The sequence below is a fragment of the Olleya sp. ITB9 genome (assembly GCF_001315805.1).
GTDB lineage: Bacteria > Bacteroidota > Bacteroidia > Flavobacteriales > Flavobacteriaceae > Olleya > Olleya sediminilitoris.
On sequence record NZ_BCBW01000034.1, the window covers coordinates 56,520 to 78,034 of the forward strand.

At 30.6% G+C, this 21,515-nt stretch carries 23 protein-coding genes; 18 read left to right on the top strand and 5 right to left on the bottom strand.

The genetic code is table 11. The annotated features are described in order from the left end of the window. Window positions 1-39 precede the first annotated feature (39 nt). From ITB9_RS09775 to ITB9_RS09835, 13 genes are all read left to right on the top strand, one after another. Entirely contained in the window at window positions 40-954 is a 915-nt protein-coding gene (locus ITB9_RS09775) for a bifunctional riboflavin kinase/FAD synthetase (RefSeq protein WP_054852082.1), read from the top strand. After that, a complete protein-coding gene (locus ITB9_RS09780) occupies window positions 944-2,263 on the top strand; it encodes an HTTM domain-containing protein (protein WP_054852083.1) in 1,320 nt (439 codons plus the stop codon). Before ITB9_RS09775 ends, ITB9_RS09780 begins: the two co-directional genes overlap by 11 nt. A gap of 199 nt (window positions 2,264-2,462) precedes the next feature. Continuing rightward, window positions 2,463-3,734 (top strand): serine--tRNA ligase, encoded by a 1,272-nt coding sequence (serS, locus tag ITB9_RS09785; protein WP_054852084.1) that lies wholly within the window; start codon window positions 2,463-2,465, stop codon window positions 3,732-3,734. A 308-nt stretch (window positions 3,735-4,042) separates the two neighbouring features. Further along, on the top strand, window positions 4,043-5,827 hold the full coding sequence (locus ITB9_RS09790; RefSeq protein WP_261975600.1) for a tetratricopeptide repeat protein: 1,785 nt from the start codon (window positions 4,043-4,045) through the stop codon (window positions 5,825-5,827). 5 nt (window positions 5,828-5,832) lie between these two features. Continuing rightward, a complete protein-coding gene (locus ITB9_RS09795) occupies window positions 5,833-6,345 on the top strand; it encodes a GNAT family N-acetyltransferase (protein ID WP_054852086.1) in 513 nt (170 codons plus the stop codon). Between the two features lie 3 nt (window positions 6,346-6,348). Continuing rightward, a complete protein-coding gene (locus tag ITB9_RS09800; protein ID WP_028289705.1) occupies window positions 6,349-6,672 on the top strand; it encodes a DUF4286 family protein in 324 nt (107 codons plus the stop codon). A gap of 31 nt (window positions 6,673-6,703) precedes the next feature. Next, window positions 6,704-7,504 (top strand): 16S rRNA (adenine(1518)-N(6)/adenine(1519)-N(6))-dimethyltransferase RsmA, encoded by an 801-nt coding sequence (rsmA, locus tag ITB9_RS09805; RefSeq protein WP_054852087.1) that lies wholly within the window; start codon window positions 6,704-6,706, stop codon window positions 7,502-7,504. A gap of 7 nt (window positions 7,505-7,511) precedes the next feature. Continuing rightward, window positions 7,512-8,882, top strand: a complete 1,371-nt coding sequence (gene mgtE / locus ITB9_RS09810; protein WP_028607523.1) for a magnesium transporter — start codon at window positions 7,512-7,514, stop codon at window positions 8,880-8,882. A gap of 232 nt (window positions 8,883-9,114) precedes the next feature. Continuing rightward, the gene (locus ITB9_RS09815) at window positions 9,115-10,056 is read left to right on the top strand and encodes a 2-hydroxyacid dehydrogenase (RefSeq protein ID WP_054852088.1); all 942 of its coding nucleotides are present in this window, start codon (window positions 9,115-9,117) and stop codon (window positions 10,054-10,056) included. A gap of 13 nt (window positions 10,057-10,069) precedes the next feature. Beyond that, window positions 10,070-10,525, top strand: coding sequence for a DUF1801 domain-containing protein (locus ITB9_RS09820; protein ID WP_054852089.1), 456 nt, complete (start codon window positions 10,070-10,072; stop codon window positions 10,523-10,525). A 41-nt stretch (window positions 10,526-10,566) separates the two neighbouring features. Further along, window positions 10,567-10,953 carry a VOC family protein gene (locus ITB9_RS09825; RefSeq protein WP_054852090.1) on the top strand — a complete coding sequence of 129 codons (387 nt, stop codon included), beginning with the start codon at window positions 10,567-10,569 and terminating at the stop codon, window positions 10,951-10,953. Between the two features lie 45 nt (window positions 10,954-10,998). Then, window positions 10,999-11,541: a hypothetical protein gene (locus ITB9_RS09830; protein ID WP_054852091.1), complete on the top strand. Its 543-nt coding sequence runs from the start codon at window positions 10,999-11,001 to the stop codon at window positions 11,539-11,541. 115 nt (window positions 11,542-11,656) lie between these two features. Then, the gene (locus ITB9_RS09835; RefSeq protein WP_028289699.1) at window positions 11,657-11,986 is read left to right on the top strand and encodes a helix-turn-helix transcriptional regulator; all 330 of its coding nucleotides are present in this window, start codon (window positions 11,657-11,659) and stop codon (window positions 11,984-11,986) included. On the opposite strand, the gene ITB9_RS09840 is transcribed toward ITB9_RS09835, so the two are convergent. The 4 genes from ITB9_RS09840 to ITB9_RS09855 are packed head-to-tail and all read right to left on the bottom strand — an operon-like array spanning window position 11,987 to window position 16,608. Continuing rightward, window positions 11,987-13,024: a carboxypeptidase-like regulatory domain-containing protein gene (locus tag ITB9_RS09840; RefSeq protein ID WP_054852092.1), complete on the bottom strand. Its 1,038-nt coding sequence runs from the start codon at window positions 13,022-13,024 to the stop codon at window positions 11,987-11,989. After that, window positions 13,017-14,834, bottom strand: a complete 1,818-nt coding sequence (locus tag ITB9_RS09845) for a lysophospholipid acyltransferase family protein (protein ID WP_054852093.1) — start codon at window positions 14,832-14,834, stop codon at window positions 13,017-13,019. Before ITB9_RS09845 ends, ITB9_RS09840 begins: the two co-directional genes overlap by 8 nt. 43 nt (window positions 14,835-14,877) lie before the next feature. Next, window positions 14,878-16,128: an aspartate kinase gene (locus ITB9_RS09850; RefSeq protein WP_054852094.1), complete on the bottom strand. Its 1,251-nt coding sequence runs from the start codon at window positions 16,126-16,128 to the stop codon at window positions 14,878-14,880. Further along, a complete protein-coding gene (locus ITB9_RS09855; RefSeq protein WP_054852095.1) occupies window positions 16,129-16,608 on the bottom strand; it encodes a GNAT family N-acetyltransferase in 480 nt (159 codons plus the stop codon). 119 nt (window positions 16,609-16,727) lie between these two features. Here ITB9_RS09855 and fbp point away from each other — a divergent pair, with 119 nt between their 5' ends. Genes fbp through ITB9_RS09880 form a run of 5 tightly spaced genes read left to right on the top strand, consistent with a single transcriptional unit; the run spans window position 16,728 to window position 20,987 of the window. Then, a complete protein-coding gene (fbp, locus tag ITB9_RS09860; RefSeq protein ID WP_054852096.1) occupies window positions 16,728-17,735 on the top strand; it encodes a class 1 fructose-bisphosphatase in 1,008 nt (335 codons plus the stop codon). Window positions 17,736-17,784: 49 nt separating this feature from the next. Then, on the top strand, window positions 17,785-18,141 hold the full coding sequence (locus ITB9_RS09865; RefSeq protein ID WP_028289693.1) for a hypothetical protein: 357 nt from the start codon (window positions 17,785-17,787) through the stop codon (window positions 18,139-18,141). Window positions 18,142-18,156: 15 nt separating this feature from the next. Further along, window positions 18,157-18,975 (top strand): hypothetical protein, encoded by an 819-nt coding sequence (locus ITB9_RS09870; protein ID WP_054852097.1) that lies wholly within the window; start codon window positions 18,157-18,159, stop codon window positions 18,973-18,975. After that, entirely contained in the window at window positions 18,962-19,456 is a 495-nt protein-coding gene (locus ITB9_RS09875; protein WP_028289691.1) for a Rab family GTPase, read from the top strand. Before ITB9_RS09870 ends, ITB9_RS09875 begins: the two co-directional genes overlap by 14 nt. A 10-nt stretch (window positions 19,457-19,466) precedes the next feature. Beyond that, complete coding sequence (locus tag ITB9_RS09880) at window positions 19,467-20,987, top strand: ATP-binding protein (RefSeq protein WP_054852098.1); 1,521 nt, start codon at window positions 19,467-19,469, stop codon at window positions 20,985-20,987. 54 nt (window positions 20,988-21,041) lie between these two features. Here the strand turns inward: ITB9_RS09880 and ITB9_RS09885 are convergent, their stop codons facing one another. Continuing rightward, on the bottom strand, window positions 21,042-21,473 hold the full coding sequence (locus tag ITB9_RS09885) for a TerB family tellurite resistance protein (protein ID WP_028289689.1): 432 nt from the start codon (window positions 21,471-21,473) through the stop codon (window positions 21,042-21,044). Window positions 21,474-21,515: the final 42 nt, after the last annotated feature.

Consider the following 21,515-nt stretch of genomic DNA (forward strand, 5'->3'; position numbering starts at 1 on the left):
CAATTGGCTTTTTTACTTTTGTAAAATAACTACAAGGCATTGAAAACAAATCCTAAACAACATACTGTATTAACCATCGGAACTTTTGATGGTGTACATATTGGTCATCAAAAAATTATTAAAAGATTAGTTGAAGTCGCTAATGTAAAAGGTTTACAACCATCATTATTAACTTTTTTTCCTCATCCTAGGATGGTTTTGCAAAAAGATGCTAATATTAAATTAATAAATACTATTAGCGAGAAAGAACAACTTTTAAAACGCTTTGGCATTACTAATTTGGTTGTTAAAGAGTTTACAAAAGAATTTTCAAGGTTGACTGCTTTAGATTATGTTGAAAACCTACTAGTTAATCAGTTAAAATCTAAATATATCATCATTGGTTACGACCATCATTTTGGCAGAAACAGAAATGCTAATATTAATGATTTAATACAATTTGGAGAAGATTTTAATTTTGAAGTTGAAGAAATATCCATGCAAGATATTAATGATGTTGCAATATCTTCAACAAAAATAAGAACTGCTTTAAATGAAGGAGAAATTAAAACTGCCAATACTTATTTAGGTTATAATTTTATGCTTACAGGTACAATAGTAAAAGGAAAAGGTTTAGGTAAAACCATACAATATCCAACAGCTAATTTACATATTGAAGAAACCTATAAACTAATACCAAAACAAGGGGTTTATGTTGTCAAAGCATTAATTGATGATACTATCCAATATGGCATGATGAATATTGGAAACAACCCAACCGTCAATGGACAATCACAAACCATAGAAACTCATTTTTTTAATTTCAACAACTCTTTGTATGATAAAAACATTAGTATTCAATTACTAGAACGTTTAAGAGATGAACAAAAATTTGATGGATTAAAACAATTAACAACACAATTAGACCAAGATAAAACCCAAGCTTTACAGTACATAAAAGACTATGCTAAATAAAATTTTATTTAAACAAATAGACAATAGTGCATTAATAGTATTCAGGATTATTTTTGGACTACTTTGTTTTTTAGAATCCGTTGGCGCAATTTTTACAGGTTGGGTAAAATATACTTTAATAGACTCAAAATTTACTTTTAATTTTATAGGCTTAGACTTTTTACAACCCTTACCTACTCCATGGATATATGTGTATTATATCGTTATGGGAATATTTAGTTTAGGAATTATGCTAGGTTACAAATACAGGTTTAGTATCATTGCATTTACCGTATTATGGACAAGTATATATCTAACACAAAAAGCCTCTTATAACAATCATTATTACTTATTGTGCTTATTAAGCGGGATTATGGCATTTTTACCAGCCAACACCTATGCATCAATTGATGTAAAATTAAATCCTAAAATTAAAACTATAAGCATGCCTAGTTGGTGTAAATGGGTATTTGTACTTCAGTTATTTATAATGTATACTTATGCAGCTGTTGCAAAAATATATCCAGATTGGTTAGACCTAACAGTCCCAACACAACTCATGCAAGGTAAAGCTAACTACCCTATTATTGGAAGTGCATTACAACACCCCTTTTTACCATATTTAGTTGGTTATGGTGGTATTTTATATGATGGTTTGATTATACCTCTATTATTGTTTAAACCAACAAGACGATTAGCCTTCTTTGGTTCAATCTTTTTTCATTTATTTAACTCTATTGTCTTTGGTGTTGGAATATTCCCATATCTAGCATTAGCATTTTCGTTATTCTTTTTTGATGCTAAAATTATTAAAAATCTCTTTTTAAAGAAAAAAGAATTTTATTCTATAAACCAAATCAAACCACTTAACTATAAACCCTACTTACTTACAATAGCTGGTATTTACTTTATCGTTCAAATTATTTTACCAATAAGACATCATTTTATAACAGACAATGTGCTGTGGACAGAAGAAGGTCATAGACTATCTTGGCGCATGATGCTGCGCTCTAAATCTGGTTACGCAACATATAAAGTCGTTAATAAAAAAACTAACAAAACAACTATCGTCAATTTAGACCATTATTTGTCAAGAAAACAAAAACGGATGATTGCCACAAAACCCGATGTTATTTGGCAGTTTGCACAACATTTAAAGCACGATTACAAAACTAAAGGTCAAGACATTGCTGTGTACGTTAATGCCAAAGCAAGCGTTAATGGCAGACCCTACAAAACACTTATAGATCCTAAAGTTGATCTGGCTAATGCCAAATGGAACGTCTTTAAACATAATGACTGGATATTACCATCTCAATTAGATAAATAAAATATTTTTAGCTACGCAAAATCTTACTACTTTTACATCATAAATTTGTAGTCATACTATTGCGTCAAGCATTACTCGTTAAATTTCATTTTACAAACAAATACTTGTTTTTGAAGTGGCATCGTTTTTTACTGAAATAATCAGCAAAAAAATATAACAAAAAGCCTGACCTTTAGGTAACGCCAAAAAACAAAAACACATGTTACAAGTACCATTTATCAGAGAAAACAAACAGCTAGTTATTAACAGATTATCAGTTAGAAATCTGGATGCTACAGCAATGATTGAAGATGTAATTAATTTAGATGAAGAGCGTCGTGCTTTACAAACTAAATTGGATGCTGTATTGGCAGAATCCAACTCAATCTCTAAAGAAATTGGTATTTTATATAAATCCGGTCAAGCCGAAAAAGCAAATGCTTTAAAAACTAAAACATCAGAGCTTAAAGAAGAGTCTAAAGTTTTAAACGAAGCTTTAAATACCAAAACCGAAGCTTTAAACCAATTACTTTACAAAATCCCTAACGTACCACATGAATCTGTACCAAAAGGTAACAGTGAAGAAGACAACGAAGAAGTATATACAGAAGGTGATATTCCAAAATTACACGATGGTGCTTTACCACACTGGGAATTAGCTAAAAAGTACGACATTATAGATTTTGAATTAGGAAATAAGATTGCAGGAGCTGGATTTCCTGTTTATAAAGGAAAAGGTGCCAGATTACAACGTGCTTTAATCGCCTATTTTTTAGATAAAAATACAGCTGCAGGTTATACTGAGTACCAATTACCACATTTAGTAAATGAAGCATCAGGTTTTGGGACAGGACAATTACCAGATAAAGAAGGTCAAATGTACCATGTTACAGAAGACAACCTTTATTTAATACCAACTGCAGAAGTACCAGGAACAAATATTTTTAGAGATGTTTTACTAAACGAAGCAGATTTACCAATTGGTATAACTGGTTATACTCCTTGTTTTAGACGTGAAGCTGGTAGCTATGGTGCACACGTACGTGGTTTAAACCGTTTACATCAATTTGACAAGGTGGAAATCCTTCGTGTAGAACACCCAACCAAATCGTACCAAGCATTAGATACTATGGTCGATCATGTCAAAGAGATTTTAAACGAACTTAAATTACCTTTCAGAATCTTACGCTTATGTGGTGGTGATACTGGATTTACTTCAGCTTTAACCTATGACTTTGAAGTGTTTTCAACTGCTCAAGATAGATGGTTAGAAATTTCTAGTGTCTCTAACTTTGAAACTTTTCAGGCCAATCGCTTAAAACTACGTTTTAAAAATAGTGATGGTAAAAATGAATTAGCTCATACCTTAAACGGAAGCTCTTTAGCATTACCTAGAGTACTAGCTGGAATATTAGAAAATTATCAAACTGAAGACGGAATTAAAATACCAGAAGTTTTAGTGCCATACACTGGTTTTGATTACATTAACTAAACTTAATTAAATTATCACTTACTAAAAACGCTAGTTTACCGACAAAAATTTAAAAAAGACGTTGTTTAACGTCTTTTTTGCATTGTAATTTTGTTTCCATTTTAAAACAACCTTTATTTTAGATATAATTTGTTTACAATAAATAAATTACTGTAGATAAACTCCAATCAAGTAATTGAATCTTATATTGAATATATATATGATTAATAGCACATTTATTAGATTGGCTTAATGCCTAAACTTTGTTTAGGCATTTTTTTTGCATAAAATTTACAAATAGTAGATTTTGTATTTTTATATTTACAGTTATGATGCTTAAACGCCTAATTATATTATTTCTCTTTTTTTTAGCTTGGTCCACACAAGCTCAAGAAGAATTTCTTGCTAAACAATATTTCAAAGAAGGCCAGTTTGAAAAAGCTTTATCTAGTTACAAAAAATTATACATAAATAATCAAAATTCCGAAAGTTACTTATTAAAAATCATTGCTATTGAGCAACAATTAGAGTTATACGATAGTGCAGAAAACCGCATATTAAAATATCTTAAAAACAACAATAAGCCAGATTTTTTAGTCGAATTAGGATTTAATTATCAATTAAAAAAAGACACTTTAAATGCTAATTTATATTATAATAAAGCAATCACTAGCCTAGATACAAAACCTATCTATGCTTTTCGTGTTGGTCAGGCTTTTGAAAAACATTCCTTGTTAAATCAAGCCATTACGACTTATACTAAAGCAATGAAAATAAAACCATCACTAAATTTTAATTTTCAATTAGCAAAAATTTATGGTGCACAAGGTGATGTAGAAAAAATGTTTAATAGTTACATCAGTCTAGTAGAAGACAGTTATGCCTACCTCAATACTATTAAAAGAAACGTAAGCGAATTTATTACTGAAGATAGTAATAATGAATACAACATATTATTAAGGAAAATTCTCTTAAAAAAAATCCAAACTACACAAGATGTCATTTGGAATGAAATGTTAAGTTGGCTATTTATACAGCAAAAAGACTACTATAAGGCTTTTGTACAAGAAAAGGCTATTTATAAACGTGAACAAAAAAGCCTCTCAAGGTTAGTTGAATTAGGGTTGATTGCTCAAGACCAAAAACAATATCAAGACGCACTAACAGTATTTAACTACATAACAGAAACCACACAAGATATGTCTATGCAGTTATCTGCATTAAAAAAAGTATTACAAATTAAAACTGAAATTGCTACAACTAAAGACTATCAATCTATTAATAATAAATATATTGAAGTACTTGACACTTTTGGTAAAACACCCCAAACATTAGATTTACAGATTAATTACGCTCATTTTTTAGCTTTTTATTTAAATCAAGAAACAGAAGCTATTAAACTACTTAAGGACACCTTAAAATATAATGCATCAAAATTACAACTAGCTAACGTAAAACTAGAATTAGGAGACATTTTAGTGCTTCAAGAAAAATTTAACGAAGCCTTGATTTACTACACACAAATAGAACGTAATTTAAAAAACAGTACACTTGCTCAAGAAGCAAGGTTTAGAGTAGCTAAAACAAGTTATTATAAAGGTGATTTTAAATGGGCAGAATCTCAGTTAAAAATACTTAAATCATCTACATCACAACTTACAGCTAATGATGCCTTAGATTTAAAACTATTAATTAGCGATAACAGAGCTGAAGACTCATTACAAATAGCTTTAGCAAAATATGCAAAAGCAGACCTATTAGCATTTCAAAACAAAAATGTTGAAGCTATACAACTTTTAAATCAGATTTTAGACGACCATAAAACCGAAGTTATTATACCTCAGGCCTTACTTAAACAAGCCTTATTATTTGAAAAACAACATAATTACCAAAAAGCCAAAGCTAATTATCAACGTATAATTTCAGACTATAAAGAAAGCATCCTTATGGATAATGCATTATATTATTTAGCCGAGATATTTGCCAATAAATTAGCACTCCCAGAAGAAGCAAAAGCACTGTATGAAAATTTGCTATTTAATTATTCTGATAGCATTTATGCTGTTGACGCAAGAAAAAAGTTTAGAGCACTTCGTGGTGATCCAATAAATTAAAAATTATGATAGTAGCAGAAACCCAACGTCTTTTAATTACTAAATTTACATTGGACGATGCTCAGTTTTTTATAGAGTTAGTTAATACTCCAAAATTCAAAAAATTTATTGGTGATCGTAAAGTCCAGACTATTGAGCAAGCGCAAGAGCGTATAAAAAATGGACATCTTAAAAATTACGCACAATTAGGTTATGGTTTTTATAAACTGCATTTAAAAGCAGAAAACAATAAGCTTATAGGTACAAATGGACTAACAAAAAGGGCAACCTTAGAGTTACCTGATATTGGATTTGCAATGTTACCAAAATATGAAGGTAAAGGCTACGGATTAGAATCGTCATTAGCAATATTAGATTTAGCCAAAAACACGTTTAATCTCAAAAAAGTTGGAGCTATAACAAAACCTAACAACAAAGCATCAATAAAATTAATAGAAAAATTAGGTTTTAGCTTCACAAAAAAGGTAAAACCCTTTGAGGACGACTCAGAACTTATGTTATTTGCAAAAAACTTATAGACAATGTACATATATAACGTCACAGTAAATATAGATGATAGTGCTCATGACGAGTGGTTAATTTGGATAAAGCAGCACATTCCAACAGTTTTAGCAACTGGTAAGTTTGAAAAAGCAACACTAACAAAAGTGTTAGTGGAAGAGGAAATGGGTGGACAAACCTACTCTATACAATACAAATCATATTCAAGAGAAGCCCTAGATGCATATTACAGAGAAGATGCAGAAAAATTAAGATCAGAAGGATTAAAAAAATTCGCTGACAAAATGTTAGCCTTCAGGACAGAGCTTCAAATTGTAGATGAGTATTCTGTAACCTTTAAATAATTTCGGCTTAAGCCGAAAAAACCTCAGTATCATGGCAAAACATAAACAAAATAATGACCATCAAGTCAAAGCAAAAAAGTTTTTAGGACAACATTTTCTTGAAGACGAAAGCATTGCTCAAGACATTGCTGATGCCTTAACTTTAAACGGTTATAAAAACGTCCTAGAAATTGGTCCAGGAATGGGTGTTTTAACAAAGTACTTACTAAAAAAACCGATCACAACTTATGTGATTGAGATTGATACAGAAAGTGTAGAATACCTACAAAACAACTATTTAAATTTAACATCAAGAATCATAGAAAAAGACTTTTTAAAGTATGATTTAAGTCAAACTTTTAACCAAGAGCCTTTTGCAATAATTGGTAATTTTCCATATAATATTTCGACGCAAATAGTATTTAAAACCTTAGAGCTTCGTGACCAAATACCTGAGTTCTCTGGAATGTTCCAAAAAGAGGTAGCAAAACGTATTTGCTCTAAAGAAGGCAGTAAGGTGTATGGTATTTTATCGGTTTTAACGCAAGCCTTTTATGATGCCGAATATTTATTTACAGTTCCTCCAACAGTGTTTAATCCACCACCAAAAGTAGACTCTGGTGTATTGCGTTTAATACGTAAAGAAAACTACACATTACCTTGTGATGAAAAGTTGTTTTTTAGGGTTGTAAAACAAGCTTTTCAGCAACGTCGCAAAACCATGCGTAACAGTTTAAAAACATTTGATTTGTCTGATAATCTAAAAGCAAATAGTATCTTTGACAAGCGACCAGAACAAATCTCAGTAGCACAATTTTTAGAGTTAACTAGTCTAATAGAAAACGACAAATAAAGCATTAGTGGAAGACAATCAAAACATACAGTTTCAGCTTACAGATGCACTTATAGAACAAGTAGAATTGCTTATCGAGCAACAAGACGATAAAGCATTACGTAAAGTTTTAGAAGAGTTTCATTACGCAGATATTGCAGAAATCTTAGATGAAGTTAATCTAGATGACGCGATGTATGTTATCAAACTCTTGGATTCTGAAACCACGTCTGATGTCTTAATGGAATTAGACGAGGATAATCGAGAAAAAGTGCTTAAAAATCTTTCTGCTAAAGAAATTGCAGAAGAAATTGAAGAACTTGACACAGATGATGCTGCAGATATTATTGCAGAGCTACCAGAGTCTCGTCAAGCAGAAGTAATATCACAAATAGAAGACCAAGAACATAAAGCCGAAATCCAAGAGCTTTTAGCCTATGATGAAGATACAGCTGGAGGACTTATGGCTAAAGAGCTTGTTAAAGTTTATGAAACTTGGACAGTTGCTGGATGTTTACGTCGCATACGTGGTCAAGCACAACACGTCAGTCGTGTACATTCCATATACGTAGTAGATAAGCAAGAAAAACTACTTGGTCGTTTATCTTTAAAAGATTTACTTACCGCAAAAAGCGAACAAAAAATAGCCGAACTCTCTAACTCAAACGTAGACTATGTATATGTAGACGAAGATGCGGAAGAAGTTGCAAAAGTCATGCAAAAATATGACCTAGAAGCCATACCTGTTGTAGACCAAAACAAAACACTTTTAGGACGTATTACCATTGATGACATCGTCGATGTAATTCGTGAAGAAGCAGATAAAGATTACCAAATGGCTGCTGGTATATCTCAAGATGTAGAGGCAGATGATAGTATTATAAAACTTACCAAAGCAAGATTACCATGGTTATTTATTGGGATGTTTGGTGGTTTAGGTGCTGCAAGTATTATTGAGGGTTTTAATGGCTCAATGGGTGAGTTTATAGTCCTACTTAGTTTTGTCCCTTTAATTCAAGCCACAGCAGGTAATGTAGGTGTACAATCCTCTGCAATTGTTGTTCAAGGTCTAGCCAATAATAGTATAGATGGCAACATTTTAAAACGCTTATTAAAAGAGTCTATTCTAGGTTTAGTCAATGGTCTAGCGCTAGCCCTAGTCGCAATAGCCATTACACATTTTGCTTTTAAAACACCATATATTATATCAATAACCATATCCATTGCATTGGTTGCTGTAATAATAATGGCTGCATTAATTGGTACATTTATACCTATTTTTTTAGATAAAAGAGGCATAGATCCAGCAGTAGCAACAGGTCCTTTTATTACCACAAGTAATGACGTTTTTGGTATATTACTATACTTTGTAATAGCTAAATCTATTTTAGGATTTTAAAATTTGGGCGTTACCCTTATTTACTTTTTTACTAAGTAAATAAGCGTCGTGTCATCCGTTATATCTTTTTTGCTTCTATCTAGTTACCCTTCTGTTTTTGTTTATAAGTATACTTTTAAGTAAACATTATACTTTCAAAAAAGTAAGCAAAAAAGGATGCCACTACTACCACTAACGCTTAAAATCCGTACATTTAAATCAAAATCAAACAATTAAATACGACTCTACATTTATGAAAATACTTCATATAGACTCCAATCATCCATTATTACTTAATCAGTTAAACGATTTAGGCTTTACTAATCATGAAGATTATGCCTCTTCTAAAGCAGATATTCAGCAAAAAATTAAAGACTATGATGGATTCATTATCAGAAGTAGGTTTAGTATAGATAAAGATTTTATAGATGCAGCAACAAACCTAAAATTTATTGGACGTGTTGGTGCAGGATTAGAAAATATTGATTGTAATTATGCACAAAGCAAAAACATCACATTAATAGCAGCGCCAGAAGGTAATCGTAATGCTGTTGGAGAGCATAGCTTAGCAATGCTGTTGTCTTTATTTAATAAACTTAATAAAACAGACAAAGAAGTTAGAATTGGTAAATGGTTGCGCGAAGCTAATCGTGGTTTAGAATTAGACGGAAAAACAGTGGGCTTGATTGGTTATGGTAATATGGGTAAAGCGTTTGCTAAAAAGTTACGTGGTTTTGATGTAAATGTTTTGTGCTACGATTTAAAACCTAACCAAGAAGATCAAAATGCAACTCAAGTAAGCTTAACACAACTTCAAGAACAAGCAGATGTCTTAAGTTTACACACACCAGAAAATCCAACAACGATTAACATGGTAGATACAGCATTTATTAATGCATTTAAAAAACCCTTTTGGTTAATTAATACTGCACGTGGTAAAAGTGTTGTTACAAAAGACTTGGTGTCGGCTTTAAAATCTGGACAAATATTAGGTGCAGGTTTGGACGTGTTAGAGTATGAAAAATCATCTTTTGAAAATCTTTTTAGCGATAATAACATGCCTGAAGCTTTTAAGTATTTAATACAATCAGATCAAGTTATTTTATCACCACATGTTGCTGGTTGGACTGTAGAAAGTAAAATTAAACTAGCACAAACCATAGTGGACAAAATAAAAGCACAATTTGTTAATTAAATTCCAAATTTAAATGACATCAAAAGCAAAAACAGCAGAAGAATATATTAGCCAACTTCCTGAAGATAGAAAAACACCTATAACAAAACTGCATAACTTAATAGTTAAGAATATGCCTGAAGGTCTAGAGACTGGTATAAGTTATAGTATGTTAGCCTATTATGTACCAAAATCTATTTATCCTGCAGGATACCACTGCAAACCATTTCCGCCATTACCATTTATAAATTTAGCCTCTCAAAAAAACTTTATAGCATTGTACCATTCTGGTCTATATGCAAAAAAAGAACTTTATGATTGGTTTGTAGAGCAGTACCCTAAACATTGTAAATACAAATTGGATATGGGTAAAAGCTGTATCAGATTTAAAAAAATGGATGATATACCATATGATTTAATACAAGAGTTATTGGGTAAAATGAGTGTTAAAGAGTGGATAACTTTATATGAAGCTGCCATAAAAAAATAGAATAAACATAATTAAACTAACCAAAACTAAAACTATCACAAATGAAAAAACGCGTCACAGGAATTGGAGGTCTATTTTTTAAAACTAAAGACCCAAAAGCATCGAAAGATTGGTATAAAAAACATTTAGGTTTTAATACAGATGATTATGGATCAACGTTCTGGTGGAAAGATAAAGAAGGTAATGACTGCTCAACCCAATGGAGTCCTTTTCCTGAAGATTCAAAACATTTTGAGCCCTCTAAAAAAGACTTTATGTTTAATTACAGGGTTGAAAACCTCACTGAATTAATTGCAACACTTAAAGACGAAGGTGTTACGGTTTTAGGTGAAATTGAAGAATATAGTTATGGCAAATTTGGATGGATTTTAGACAACGATGAAAATAAAATAGAACTTTGGGAACCTATAGATAAAGCCTTTCAATAATATATATTTGTAATATATTAGTGGTCAACAACTAACCTAACAATTATGAGTGAAGATTTGAAAAACCAGGAAAACCAAGCCGAAAATATTGCAGACAATACAAAAAACTCATCAAGTAACAAAACTAGTGAGGCTAATGACGCTTCAAAAGAAACTTTAGATGAAGTAAAAGACAAAACCAAAGAGGTCTTAGATAAAGCAGAAGCTAAATTTGAAGATATTAAAACTGAAGCTAAAGAAACCTTTGAAAAGGCAAAGACAAAAGCTACTGAATTTATTAATGAAGACGCTAAAGAGTTTGTTGATGATGCCAAAGAAAAAGCATCTAAAATAGCTAAAGAAGCAGGACAAAAATTAGACGAATTATCTGAAGATGCTAAAGAGACCTATGATAAGGTTAAAGCAAAAGCAACCGAATTTATAAATGAAGATGCTAAAGAATTAATGGATGAAGCTAAAGAGAAAGCTTCAAAATTTGCTGATGAAGCTGGAGATAAACTTGAAGATTTAGCAGATGATGCTAAAGAAGTCATTGAAGAAACTACTAAAAAAACTAAAAACTTTTTCCAAAGATTGTTTAGTAAATAAGAGGATAACGCAAATAAAAAACTGAAGTCTTTGTTGATTTTAGTTTTTTATTTATATTTATCATTGTGATATTGCAATATCACATTTTATTATTAATAAATAATATCAAATAATTATGGGATTTTCAAAAAGACAGCTTTTTAATGATTCGCAAAATCAGGTAGCAAATTACACTAAAGTATTAGGTCATCCAGCTAGAATAGCAATGATACAACACATTAGCGAAAATAATAATTGCAATTGTAATCAACTAGTTAAAAGCACTGGTCTATCACAACCTACAATTTCTCAGCATTTAGGAGAGATAAGAAAGATTGGCTTATTAAAGCAAAATGTTAAGGGTAAAAATTTATTCTACTCAATTGATTTAGACCAATTAAATGAATGCAGACGAGTTGTCAATGACTTTTTTGTAAAAACTCAAATCAATTGTAATAAATCTTAACTAATCTAAATTATAATCTGAAGGTAACATATTTACTATACGACTCTGTCCAAAAGTACCACCAAATAAAACACTTTCAATAGGATAATGTATTCCAAAGCTATCTATATAAAACACATTATCTGTAGTATTTGGCAATAAAAAAGCCTGATCTAAATTCTCAAAACTTACAACTATTTTTTTAGCATCTAAAAATGATACTCGAGTTTTATGTTTATCAATTTTCTTAGTATTGAAAACTTCAGATTGTGTGGTTTCAAATAACGGTTTTGGTTGCTTTTTATCTTTACTTTTAAACAACCTAAATCCGTTTTCCTTTAGAGAGTTGTTGGCTAAGCTTCTCATAAAATAAAGTAGTGAGGTTTTATAAACAAAGCTTCGGTTTTTAATGTATCTCTTTTTTATTTTCCTTTTATTCAGTTCAGAAAAAACACTTGTACCACTGTAAAGCACTTTATTAATATAGGTAAAACCAGAAGGTGGTGTTTCGAAAATAATTTCAAAATCAATTAAGTTATATTCAACTTTATAACCTAAGTATTTATTTATTATAATTATAGGTTCGTCAGCCATAGCATATATTGTTTGGTCAACTTTACTATACCTAAATCTGATTTTATCAATGTTAGTAATTTTACAGTCCTTACTATAAATAGATCGTCCTAAAAACTCCCGTTTAAAATACCTTAATTTCTTTTCTCTGGACCAATCGTCATCAGTGACTATAACCTCATCTAAATTTGTAGTTTGTGGCTGTAGTTTTATTATTGGGTTATTTAAAAGACTTTCCTTAGCTACAACTAGAGTCTTGTAACCTATGTAACTAATCACTAAAGGTGCATTTATGGTCTGCTTAGAAGCTATATTAAACATACCATCAAGATCTGTAATAACACCTATAGTCGTACCATCAAAGTAAACGGTAACACTTGGTAAAGGTTGGTTGGTTTTTGCATCTAGAACTGTACCTGAATAGGTTTGCGCAAATCCAACTGAATGAACAAAAAAAGCAATTAAAATTACTAATTTGTTATTCATTTTGTTCAGTAACTTTACGTTCCAGTTCTGCTTGAAACTCTTCCATAACAGGTCTAACTGTACTTTCTGGTAAGTCTTCAATTTTAATATACATTAATCCATCAACTGCATTATTAAATAATGGATCTACATTAAAAGCTACTAAACGTGCATTTTGCTTGATGTATTTTTTAAGTAAAACTGGTAGTCTAAGAGCTCCAGGTTCTATCTCATCAATAATCTTATCAAACTTATTTAAATCGGCTTCAGTAGCATCAAAAACAAAATCTTTATCTGCATCCTTAAGTTTAACTTTAAACTCTTTTTTAGGATGTACATATTGTGCTATGTAAGGGTCATAATAATGAGATTTCATAAACTCAATCATTAAAGATTTTGAGAACTCAGAAAACTGATTACTAATACTTACTCCTCCTATTAGATATTTGTGCTCAGGATGACGTAATGTTGTATGAACTATACCTTTCCAAAGTAAAAATAAAGGCATCGGTTTTTGTTGGTACTCTTTAATGATAAATGCACGACCCATTTCTATGGATTGACTCATCATTTTATATAATTCTGGCTCAAACCCAAATAAGTCTTGTAAATAAAAACCTTTAATACCAAATTTTGAATAAATTTGAGAACCTAATCCCATTCTGTAAGCTCCTGCAAGCACTTGAGCTTCACTGTCCCATAAAAATAAATGATGATAATAGTTATCAAATTCATCTAAATCAATAGGTTCATTTGTACCTTCTCCAACTGCCCTAAAAGTAATTTCTCTTAGACGTCCAATCTCTCTTAATAAGTTTGGCATGTCTTCGGCTGTAGCCAAAAATACTTCATAATTTTTACTAGTTAATAGTTTACAGTCTTTGTCTCTTAAAGCATCAACTTCTGCAATCATGGTTTCTTGACTTACAGGAGTTACAATTTGTTTAGGTGCTTTTGAAGATTTAGGCGATTTTAAACTAGACGAAATACTATCTATAATTTTTTCTTTGGGTTGAAAAGTATTGGATAGCATGTATGTTTTTCTACGAATAAATTCGGAAAAATCAGAAAGTGATTTATGGTCTTGTTGGTCTTTAACAGATATAGGCTTACCTATTCTGACTTTAATGACACGTCTTTTTTGAGTTAATAATTCTGATGGTAATTTAGCGGTTCTAAACGTATCACTTATTTTAGATAACTTATAAAATAATTTACTGTTTTTGGCATGAAAATATATTGGTACAACAGGTACATTTGCCTTTTGTATTAATTTCATGGCTGCTTCTTCCCAAGGTTTATCAACAACCAATTTACCGTCTCTGTAAGTAGACACCTCACCTGCTGGAAAAATCCCTAAAGGATGTCCATCTCTTATATGTGAGATTGCACTTTTAAAACCTGCAATACTTGATTTTACATCTTTCCTGTCTTCAAATGGATTAACAGGCATTATGTATGGCTTCATTGGCTCTATACGATGTAATAAAAAATTAGCAATAATTTTAAAATCTTCTCTTTGTTCAAGCATTAATTTTAAAAGTAATATACCATCAATACCACCTAAAGGATGGTTAGATACTGTAATGTAGGCGCCATCTTTTGGTAAGCGTTTTAAATCTTCTTCAGGAATTTCAAATTTTATTTGAAATTCGTCCAAAATACCATTTAAAAACTCCAAATGTGACAAATGTTTGTTGCGATTATAGATTTTATTTAAAGTAGAAATCTTTAAAACCTTCATCAATAACCAACCAACAAAAGTCCCTAAAAACCCATATTTACTAAGGTTTATAGCTTTTGAAACTTCTTTTGCTGTGACTAATCCCATTTATTTTTTTCGTATTAGAAAGTACAAATGTAATTCATTAGATTTATTTAGTTACTATTTGTAGTGTCTCTTGAAACATTTGTTTTAATAAAACTGTTTTACCTTGCTCTAAATTAGCTACAGATTTTGAGTCATAATGTCTTATAGTATAAAGTGATACACCTTCATGGCATGTCACTTTAAACTTTGCTTTTAAATGCAATAATAGTGGCTCTAAATTATTAAAATTATTATCAAAACAAACTGAAAAACTAATTGCAGAGTTTTGAATAACATCCACTTTCATTTTATACTGCGATAATAGGTTAAAAATTTCGCTAATATTATCTTCTACAACATAAGAAAAATCTAAGGTTGATAACGATAATAATACTTGATTTTGTTTAACAATAAAACATGGTGTTTTAGGAACAATACCTTCTGTTTTATTAACCACTGTGCCTTGACTTAATGGTTCTAAAAAAGACTTAACATATAACGGGATTTCTTTACGCTGTAATGGTTGTAACGTTTTTGGGTGTATTACTGATGCTCCATAAAAAGCTAGCTCAATAGCTTCAGTATATGAAATAGAATGCAATAATTGTGTGTCTTTAAAATATCTTGGATCTGCATTTAATACACCTGGAACATCTTTCCAGATAGTTACACTATCTGCATTTAGACAATAGGCTAAGATAGCTGCAGTATAATCGCTACCTTCACGACCTAAAGTAGTTGTAAAATTATTTTTATCGCTTGCAATAAAACCTTGAGTAATATTTAATGTATTGATATCAATAGACTGACTTACTATTTGTTGAGTATTATCCCAATTAACTGTTGCGCGTCTGTAATAATCATCAGTTTTTATTAGTTGTCTAACATCTATCCATTGGTTGTTTAATCCTTCTTGATTTAGATATTGACTTATGATTGTAGTAGAAATTAACTCGCCAAAGCCAATAACTTGATCATAAACAAAGTTATAATCAGGAGATTTATTACTTTGTAAAAAGTTTTTTAGCTCGTCAAAAAGTGATGTTATTTGTGCAAATACATAATGGTTTTTAGACTGAAAAAGCTCTAAAGCAATATTATAATGAAAATCTTCTACAGTTAATAAAGTCTCATTAATTTTAGGTTTATCTTCAAAATAACAACCAATAATCGCTTCTAAAGCATTAGTCATTTTACCCATTGCTGAAACGACTATAAGTGTATTATTGTAACCGATTTGCTGTAAAACAGAAACTAAATTTTTAACACCATTAGCATCTTTAACAGAAGCACCACCAAATTTAAATACTTTCATTTATATATTTTCGATATAATTATTGATACTTGCTTCGTCCATTTGGACCAAATACCAATCTTTTAATAACGTAGCACCTTTACTTTCGTAAAATTTAATAGCAGGATCGTTCCAATCTAAAACTTCCCAACAAATGCGCTTTACACCAAGATTATGACCGTATTTAATAACTTCATTTAATAATAAAGTCCCTAAACCAGAGCCTCTGTGTTCTTGATTAACCATAAGATCTTCAAGATGTACTGTTTTACCTTTCCAGGTAGAAAAACGTATATAAACCAATGCTATAGCAACCACTTTTTCATCTTTTTCTGCAACAAAACATGTAAATAATGGCTGATCTCCAAAACCATGTTGTAATAAATCTGCTTCAGTTACAAGGACTGCATTAGGTTCTTTCTCAAAATCTGCAAGCTCCTGTATCAAGCCTAAAATTGAAGTAACATCTTTTTTTTGTGCTAATCTTATTGTGTAATCCATACTAAATTAATTTAATCAAATATAGTTTAAGTATAGGTATTAAACCAAAATAACATATACTACAACGTTATAATTGTTAAAAATTGCGATATTTGCGCAAACAACTACAACTTGAAATCATGTCTAAAAAAAATCAAACTTTAGGAGAATTTATAATAGAAAACCAAGCATCTTTTAAGTATACTTCAGGAGAGCTATCAAGATTAATAAACTCTATTAGGTTAGCTGCAAAAGTAGTAAACCATGAAGTTAACAAAGCAGGTCTTGTAGACATTATTGGTGCTGCTGGTGACACTAATATCCAAGGTGAAGATCAACAAAAATTAGATGTATATGCTAACGATAAATTTATACAAACACTAACAAATCGTAATATAGTTTGTGGTATTGCTAGTGAGGAAGAAGACGATTTTATTACCATAAATAGTCAAGATGATAACAATCAAAACAAATATGTTGTTTTGATAGATCCACTAGATGGCTCGTCAAACATTGATGTAAACGTATCAGTAGGTACTATCTTTTCAATTTATAGACGTATTACTCCTGTTGGAACTCCTGTAACTTTAGAGGATTTTTTACAACCAGGTAATCAACAAGTAGCAGCAGGTTACGTCGTTTATGGTACATCAACAATGTTAGTTTATACAACAGGACATGGTGTAAATGGTTTCACTTTAAATCCAGCAATTGGTACATTTTACCTTTCACATCCTGATATGCAATTTCCTGAAGACGGAAATATCTACTCTGTAAACGAAGGTAATTATACACACTTCCCACAAGGTGTAAAAAACTACATCAAATATTGCCAAATGGAAGAAGGTGACAGACCTTACACTTCTAGGTATATTGGTTCTTTAGTGTCTGATTTTCATAGAAATATGATTAAAGGTGGTATTTATTTATATCCAAAAAGCTCTAAAAACGAAGACGGAAAACTTAGATTATTGTATGAATGTAATCCTATGGCGTTTCTAGCCGAACAAGCTAATGGAAAGGCAAGTAATGGTTTTGAAAGAATCATGGATATACAACCAAAAGAACTGCATCAACGTGTGCCTTTTTTCTGTGGAAGTAAAAATATGGTGCTTAAAGCCGAAGAATTCATGCAAAATACCGATTAAATACCTTTGTATCTATTTTTTTGATACTTTTGATAATTAAATTATCCTAATGGCAAATACAGACAAAATCAACGAGGGAGCAACTAACGAAACTGCAGAAGCAGCTTCTAAAATTGACGCAATAAAGCAACTTATTTTTGGTGAAAACATGCAAGCTTATGATAGCGAGTTTGAAACACTTAAAAATGATATATTAACAAAGAAAAAAGAATTAGAAGCTTTAATGGATGACGTTAAGTCTGAAATACTTCAAAATATTGATAATTTAAGTACTGATATTAATATTAGAATTACCGAGTTAGAAAACAGCTTTGAAGATAAAGCCGAAACTTTAGAGGACAAAAAAATGGATCGTAAATTATTAGGCGAACTATTTACAAAATTAGGCGAAAAAATAAGTCAATAATAACTTGGCTTGCGCATGACTCAAGACGATAAATTAAAAATTTTAAAAGACATCTTGCTTAAAGATGAGCATGAATATGCCTCATCCATAGAGATCAAACTTAAAAAGCTTGAAGAGTTAATCACGCAACAAAATAATTTATCAAAACATATAGACCCAATTCTAGAAGAAAAACTAGATGAGTTTATAAAAGAAATGCCACAAACAATAGGACCAACCATTACCAAAACTCTTAAAGAAGAAATTAAAAATTCTCAAGATGAAGTTGTTGAAGCATTATATCCAATCATGGGTAAAATGATCAAACGTTACGTCCAAAAAGAAATACAAATACTGTCTGAAAATATTAACCGAAGCATGAGTAATGCTTTTTCTTTTAAAAATATCTTCAGAAAATTTAGGTCAAAAAAATCAGGAGTATCAGAAGGCGATCTTCTGATTCAAGATCAATTTAAGCCAAATATTGAACAAATAATGGTTATTGAAAGTGGTTCTGGTCTAATCGTATCAGAATATTCTAAAACTAACAATATAGATCAAGATACAGTAGCTGGTATGCTAACAGCTATTAAAAGTTTTGCAGAGGATGCTTTCGTAACAGATATACAAAACCTAGAATATATCGAGTATGAAAACTACCATGTGCATCTTCAAAATTTCTCAAAATATTACATTGCTGTAGCAATATCTGGTGCATTTACAGCTACTTTTAGAAGTAAACTAGAAGATAAACTCCTAGATTTTGCTCAAAACATAATTAACAAAACAGATTTAAATAATAGTGAGCAATTTAGCTCTAAATTAAAAAGCTTCTTCCAAAATGAAAATTTCTAAAAAAATAGTTTTAATCGGACACTTTGGTGTAGGAAAATCATCTTTAATTAGACGATTTGTAGAAGATACATTTACGGAAGACTATAAAGTAACCATTGGTGTACATGTATTAAAAAAGGAGGTGAAATTACCAGAAACAGATAAAGATATTACATTAGTAATTTGGGATCTTGAGGGTAACGATGATATTACCAACACAAGACCATCCTACCTAATTGGAACTAACGGATTTTTATATGTTTTTGATTTAACTCGTCCAGCGACGTATGAAAAACTATCAAACGATTTAGATTACATCTCAGAACGTTTCCCAAAGACACCAATAAAAGTTATAGGAAACAAAAAAGATTTAGTTACCAACGAGTTTATTAAGCAAAACAAAGAGGTTTTTGGACGTTTCGTCGATTTTTACACAAGTGCTAAGTCTGGTAAAAATGTTGAAGATGTATTTACTAACTTAGCTAAAGCTTTAATAAAATAAGTAAAACATCATGTTAGATAATTATAAAAAAGAACATCCTCAATCTGTCAATCAGTATATGATTGTACAATTAGATGGTACTATAACAGAGTCTGACGACGTTATATACAAAAATATAGTAGGAGAAAATATTTCAGAAATTCATCCTTTTTTTGAAAGTATACATGAAGCTTTACAAGAAAAAAACAAGAGACATGTTTTTTCATGTATACATCTAACAGATCAAAACAATCAAACTATAATTACAGATATTGTAGTAAAAACTTTTGATAACGATAAGTTACCAATGATTGTTATTTTAGATCTAACACTACATTACGATAATTATCAAACCACAGCACAAGTTAGAAATGAATCTGTAATAAACTCGCAGATTTTAGAACTAAAAAACGACTATTTACAAGAAAAAGAAGCCTTTAAAAATGCTTTTATCGCTAATTTTAGTCATGAATTAAGAGACCCTTTAACTGGTATTTTAACTTTTTCTGACATATTAAAAAAAACAGGTTTAAATGATGAGCAACTTAATTATCTTAAGGTAATAGACTCTTCATCAAGCTATTTAAAACAGTTAATTGAAGACATTTTAGACATTTCTAAAATAGAAGCTGGAAAACTAGAATTAGTAATTACACCTTTTGACATTAGAGAACTTTTAGAAGACATTAAAAAAGGGTTTAAAATAAAAGCTGAGCAAAAGGGATTAGAATTAATAACTAATTTTAATAATAACTTACCACTAATCGTAGGAGGAGACCCATTAAGATTACGACAAGTTATTAATAATCTTTTAGAAAATGCTATAAAATTTACAGAGGTAGGTACCATTACATTCAATGTTTCATTAAACCAAATTAGAGCACAAAAAGCAAGTATTCATTTTCAAATAATAGATACTGGAATTGGTATTACAGAAGATGATGTAGAACAAATTTTTACCAGCTTCACACAATTAAACAAGGCTAGCACTTACAAAGGTGCAGGTTTAGGATTAGCCATAGCAAAACACTTAGTAAGTCTTACAGATAGTAAAATAAGTGTAGACTCTACTTTGGGAGAAGGTAGTACGTTTTCAACAAACATAAACTTCAAATTAGACCACAATTACAAATTAAAATCTAAAAAGAAGACCAAAGAGATCAAACCAAAATCAGACAAAAAATACAGTATACTATTAGTTGAAGACTCAGAAATCACACAACTTTCAATACTTAAAATATTAGCGTCAAAAGGTAATTATTTTTTAGACATTGTAACTAAAGGTGAAGACGTTGTACCAAGGATTGAGCAATCAGAATTTGACCTAATCCTCATGGATATAAAATTACCAAATAGTTATGGTGACGAGATCACAAAACTAATCCGTAAAATGCCAGATCGCGATCATAAAAAAACACCAGTAATAGCATTAACTGCACGTGTATTTAAAGACGATTTAAGACGCTACAAAAAAGCAGGAATCAATGACGTTATAAAAAAGCCATTTGATGAAGACGCATTACTATCTAAAATAGAAGAATATCTAAAATAAAAAAAAGCGAACTTTAAAAAGTTCGCTTTTTTAATATCGTTACAACAAAGACAACTATCTGTTCATCGTTTTAATTTCTTCAGTAAAAGTATCTAAATCCACGCCTTCATGCACCAACTCTAAAGCCTTATGCGTGATATATTGTGCATTACTAGAGTTAAACCCTAACCCAACACATAAACGCTCTAAAATAGCTGTTTGCTTAGGACCTTCAATATGATCAGCCCAAACCATTCTAGCCAAGTCGTACAAACGCTCTAAACGTTGGTCGTAAGATGTAGGAGGATTAATTGGATGCTCTTTATAGTCCACTAATATTTGCTTATACTCGCTTTCACTAATATCTAAATTACGTGCTAAACGATCCAAAAACGACTTTTCTTCCTCACTAATCACACCATCACTCATTGCAACACGTACAATTGCAGCAAAATGATCCTCATTGCGCTTTTTAAATCCACTATCGAATAAATCTGAAAATGACATACTTTTTTGTTTAATTTTTAGAGTACAAATATAGTTAAACCC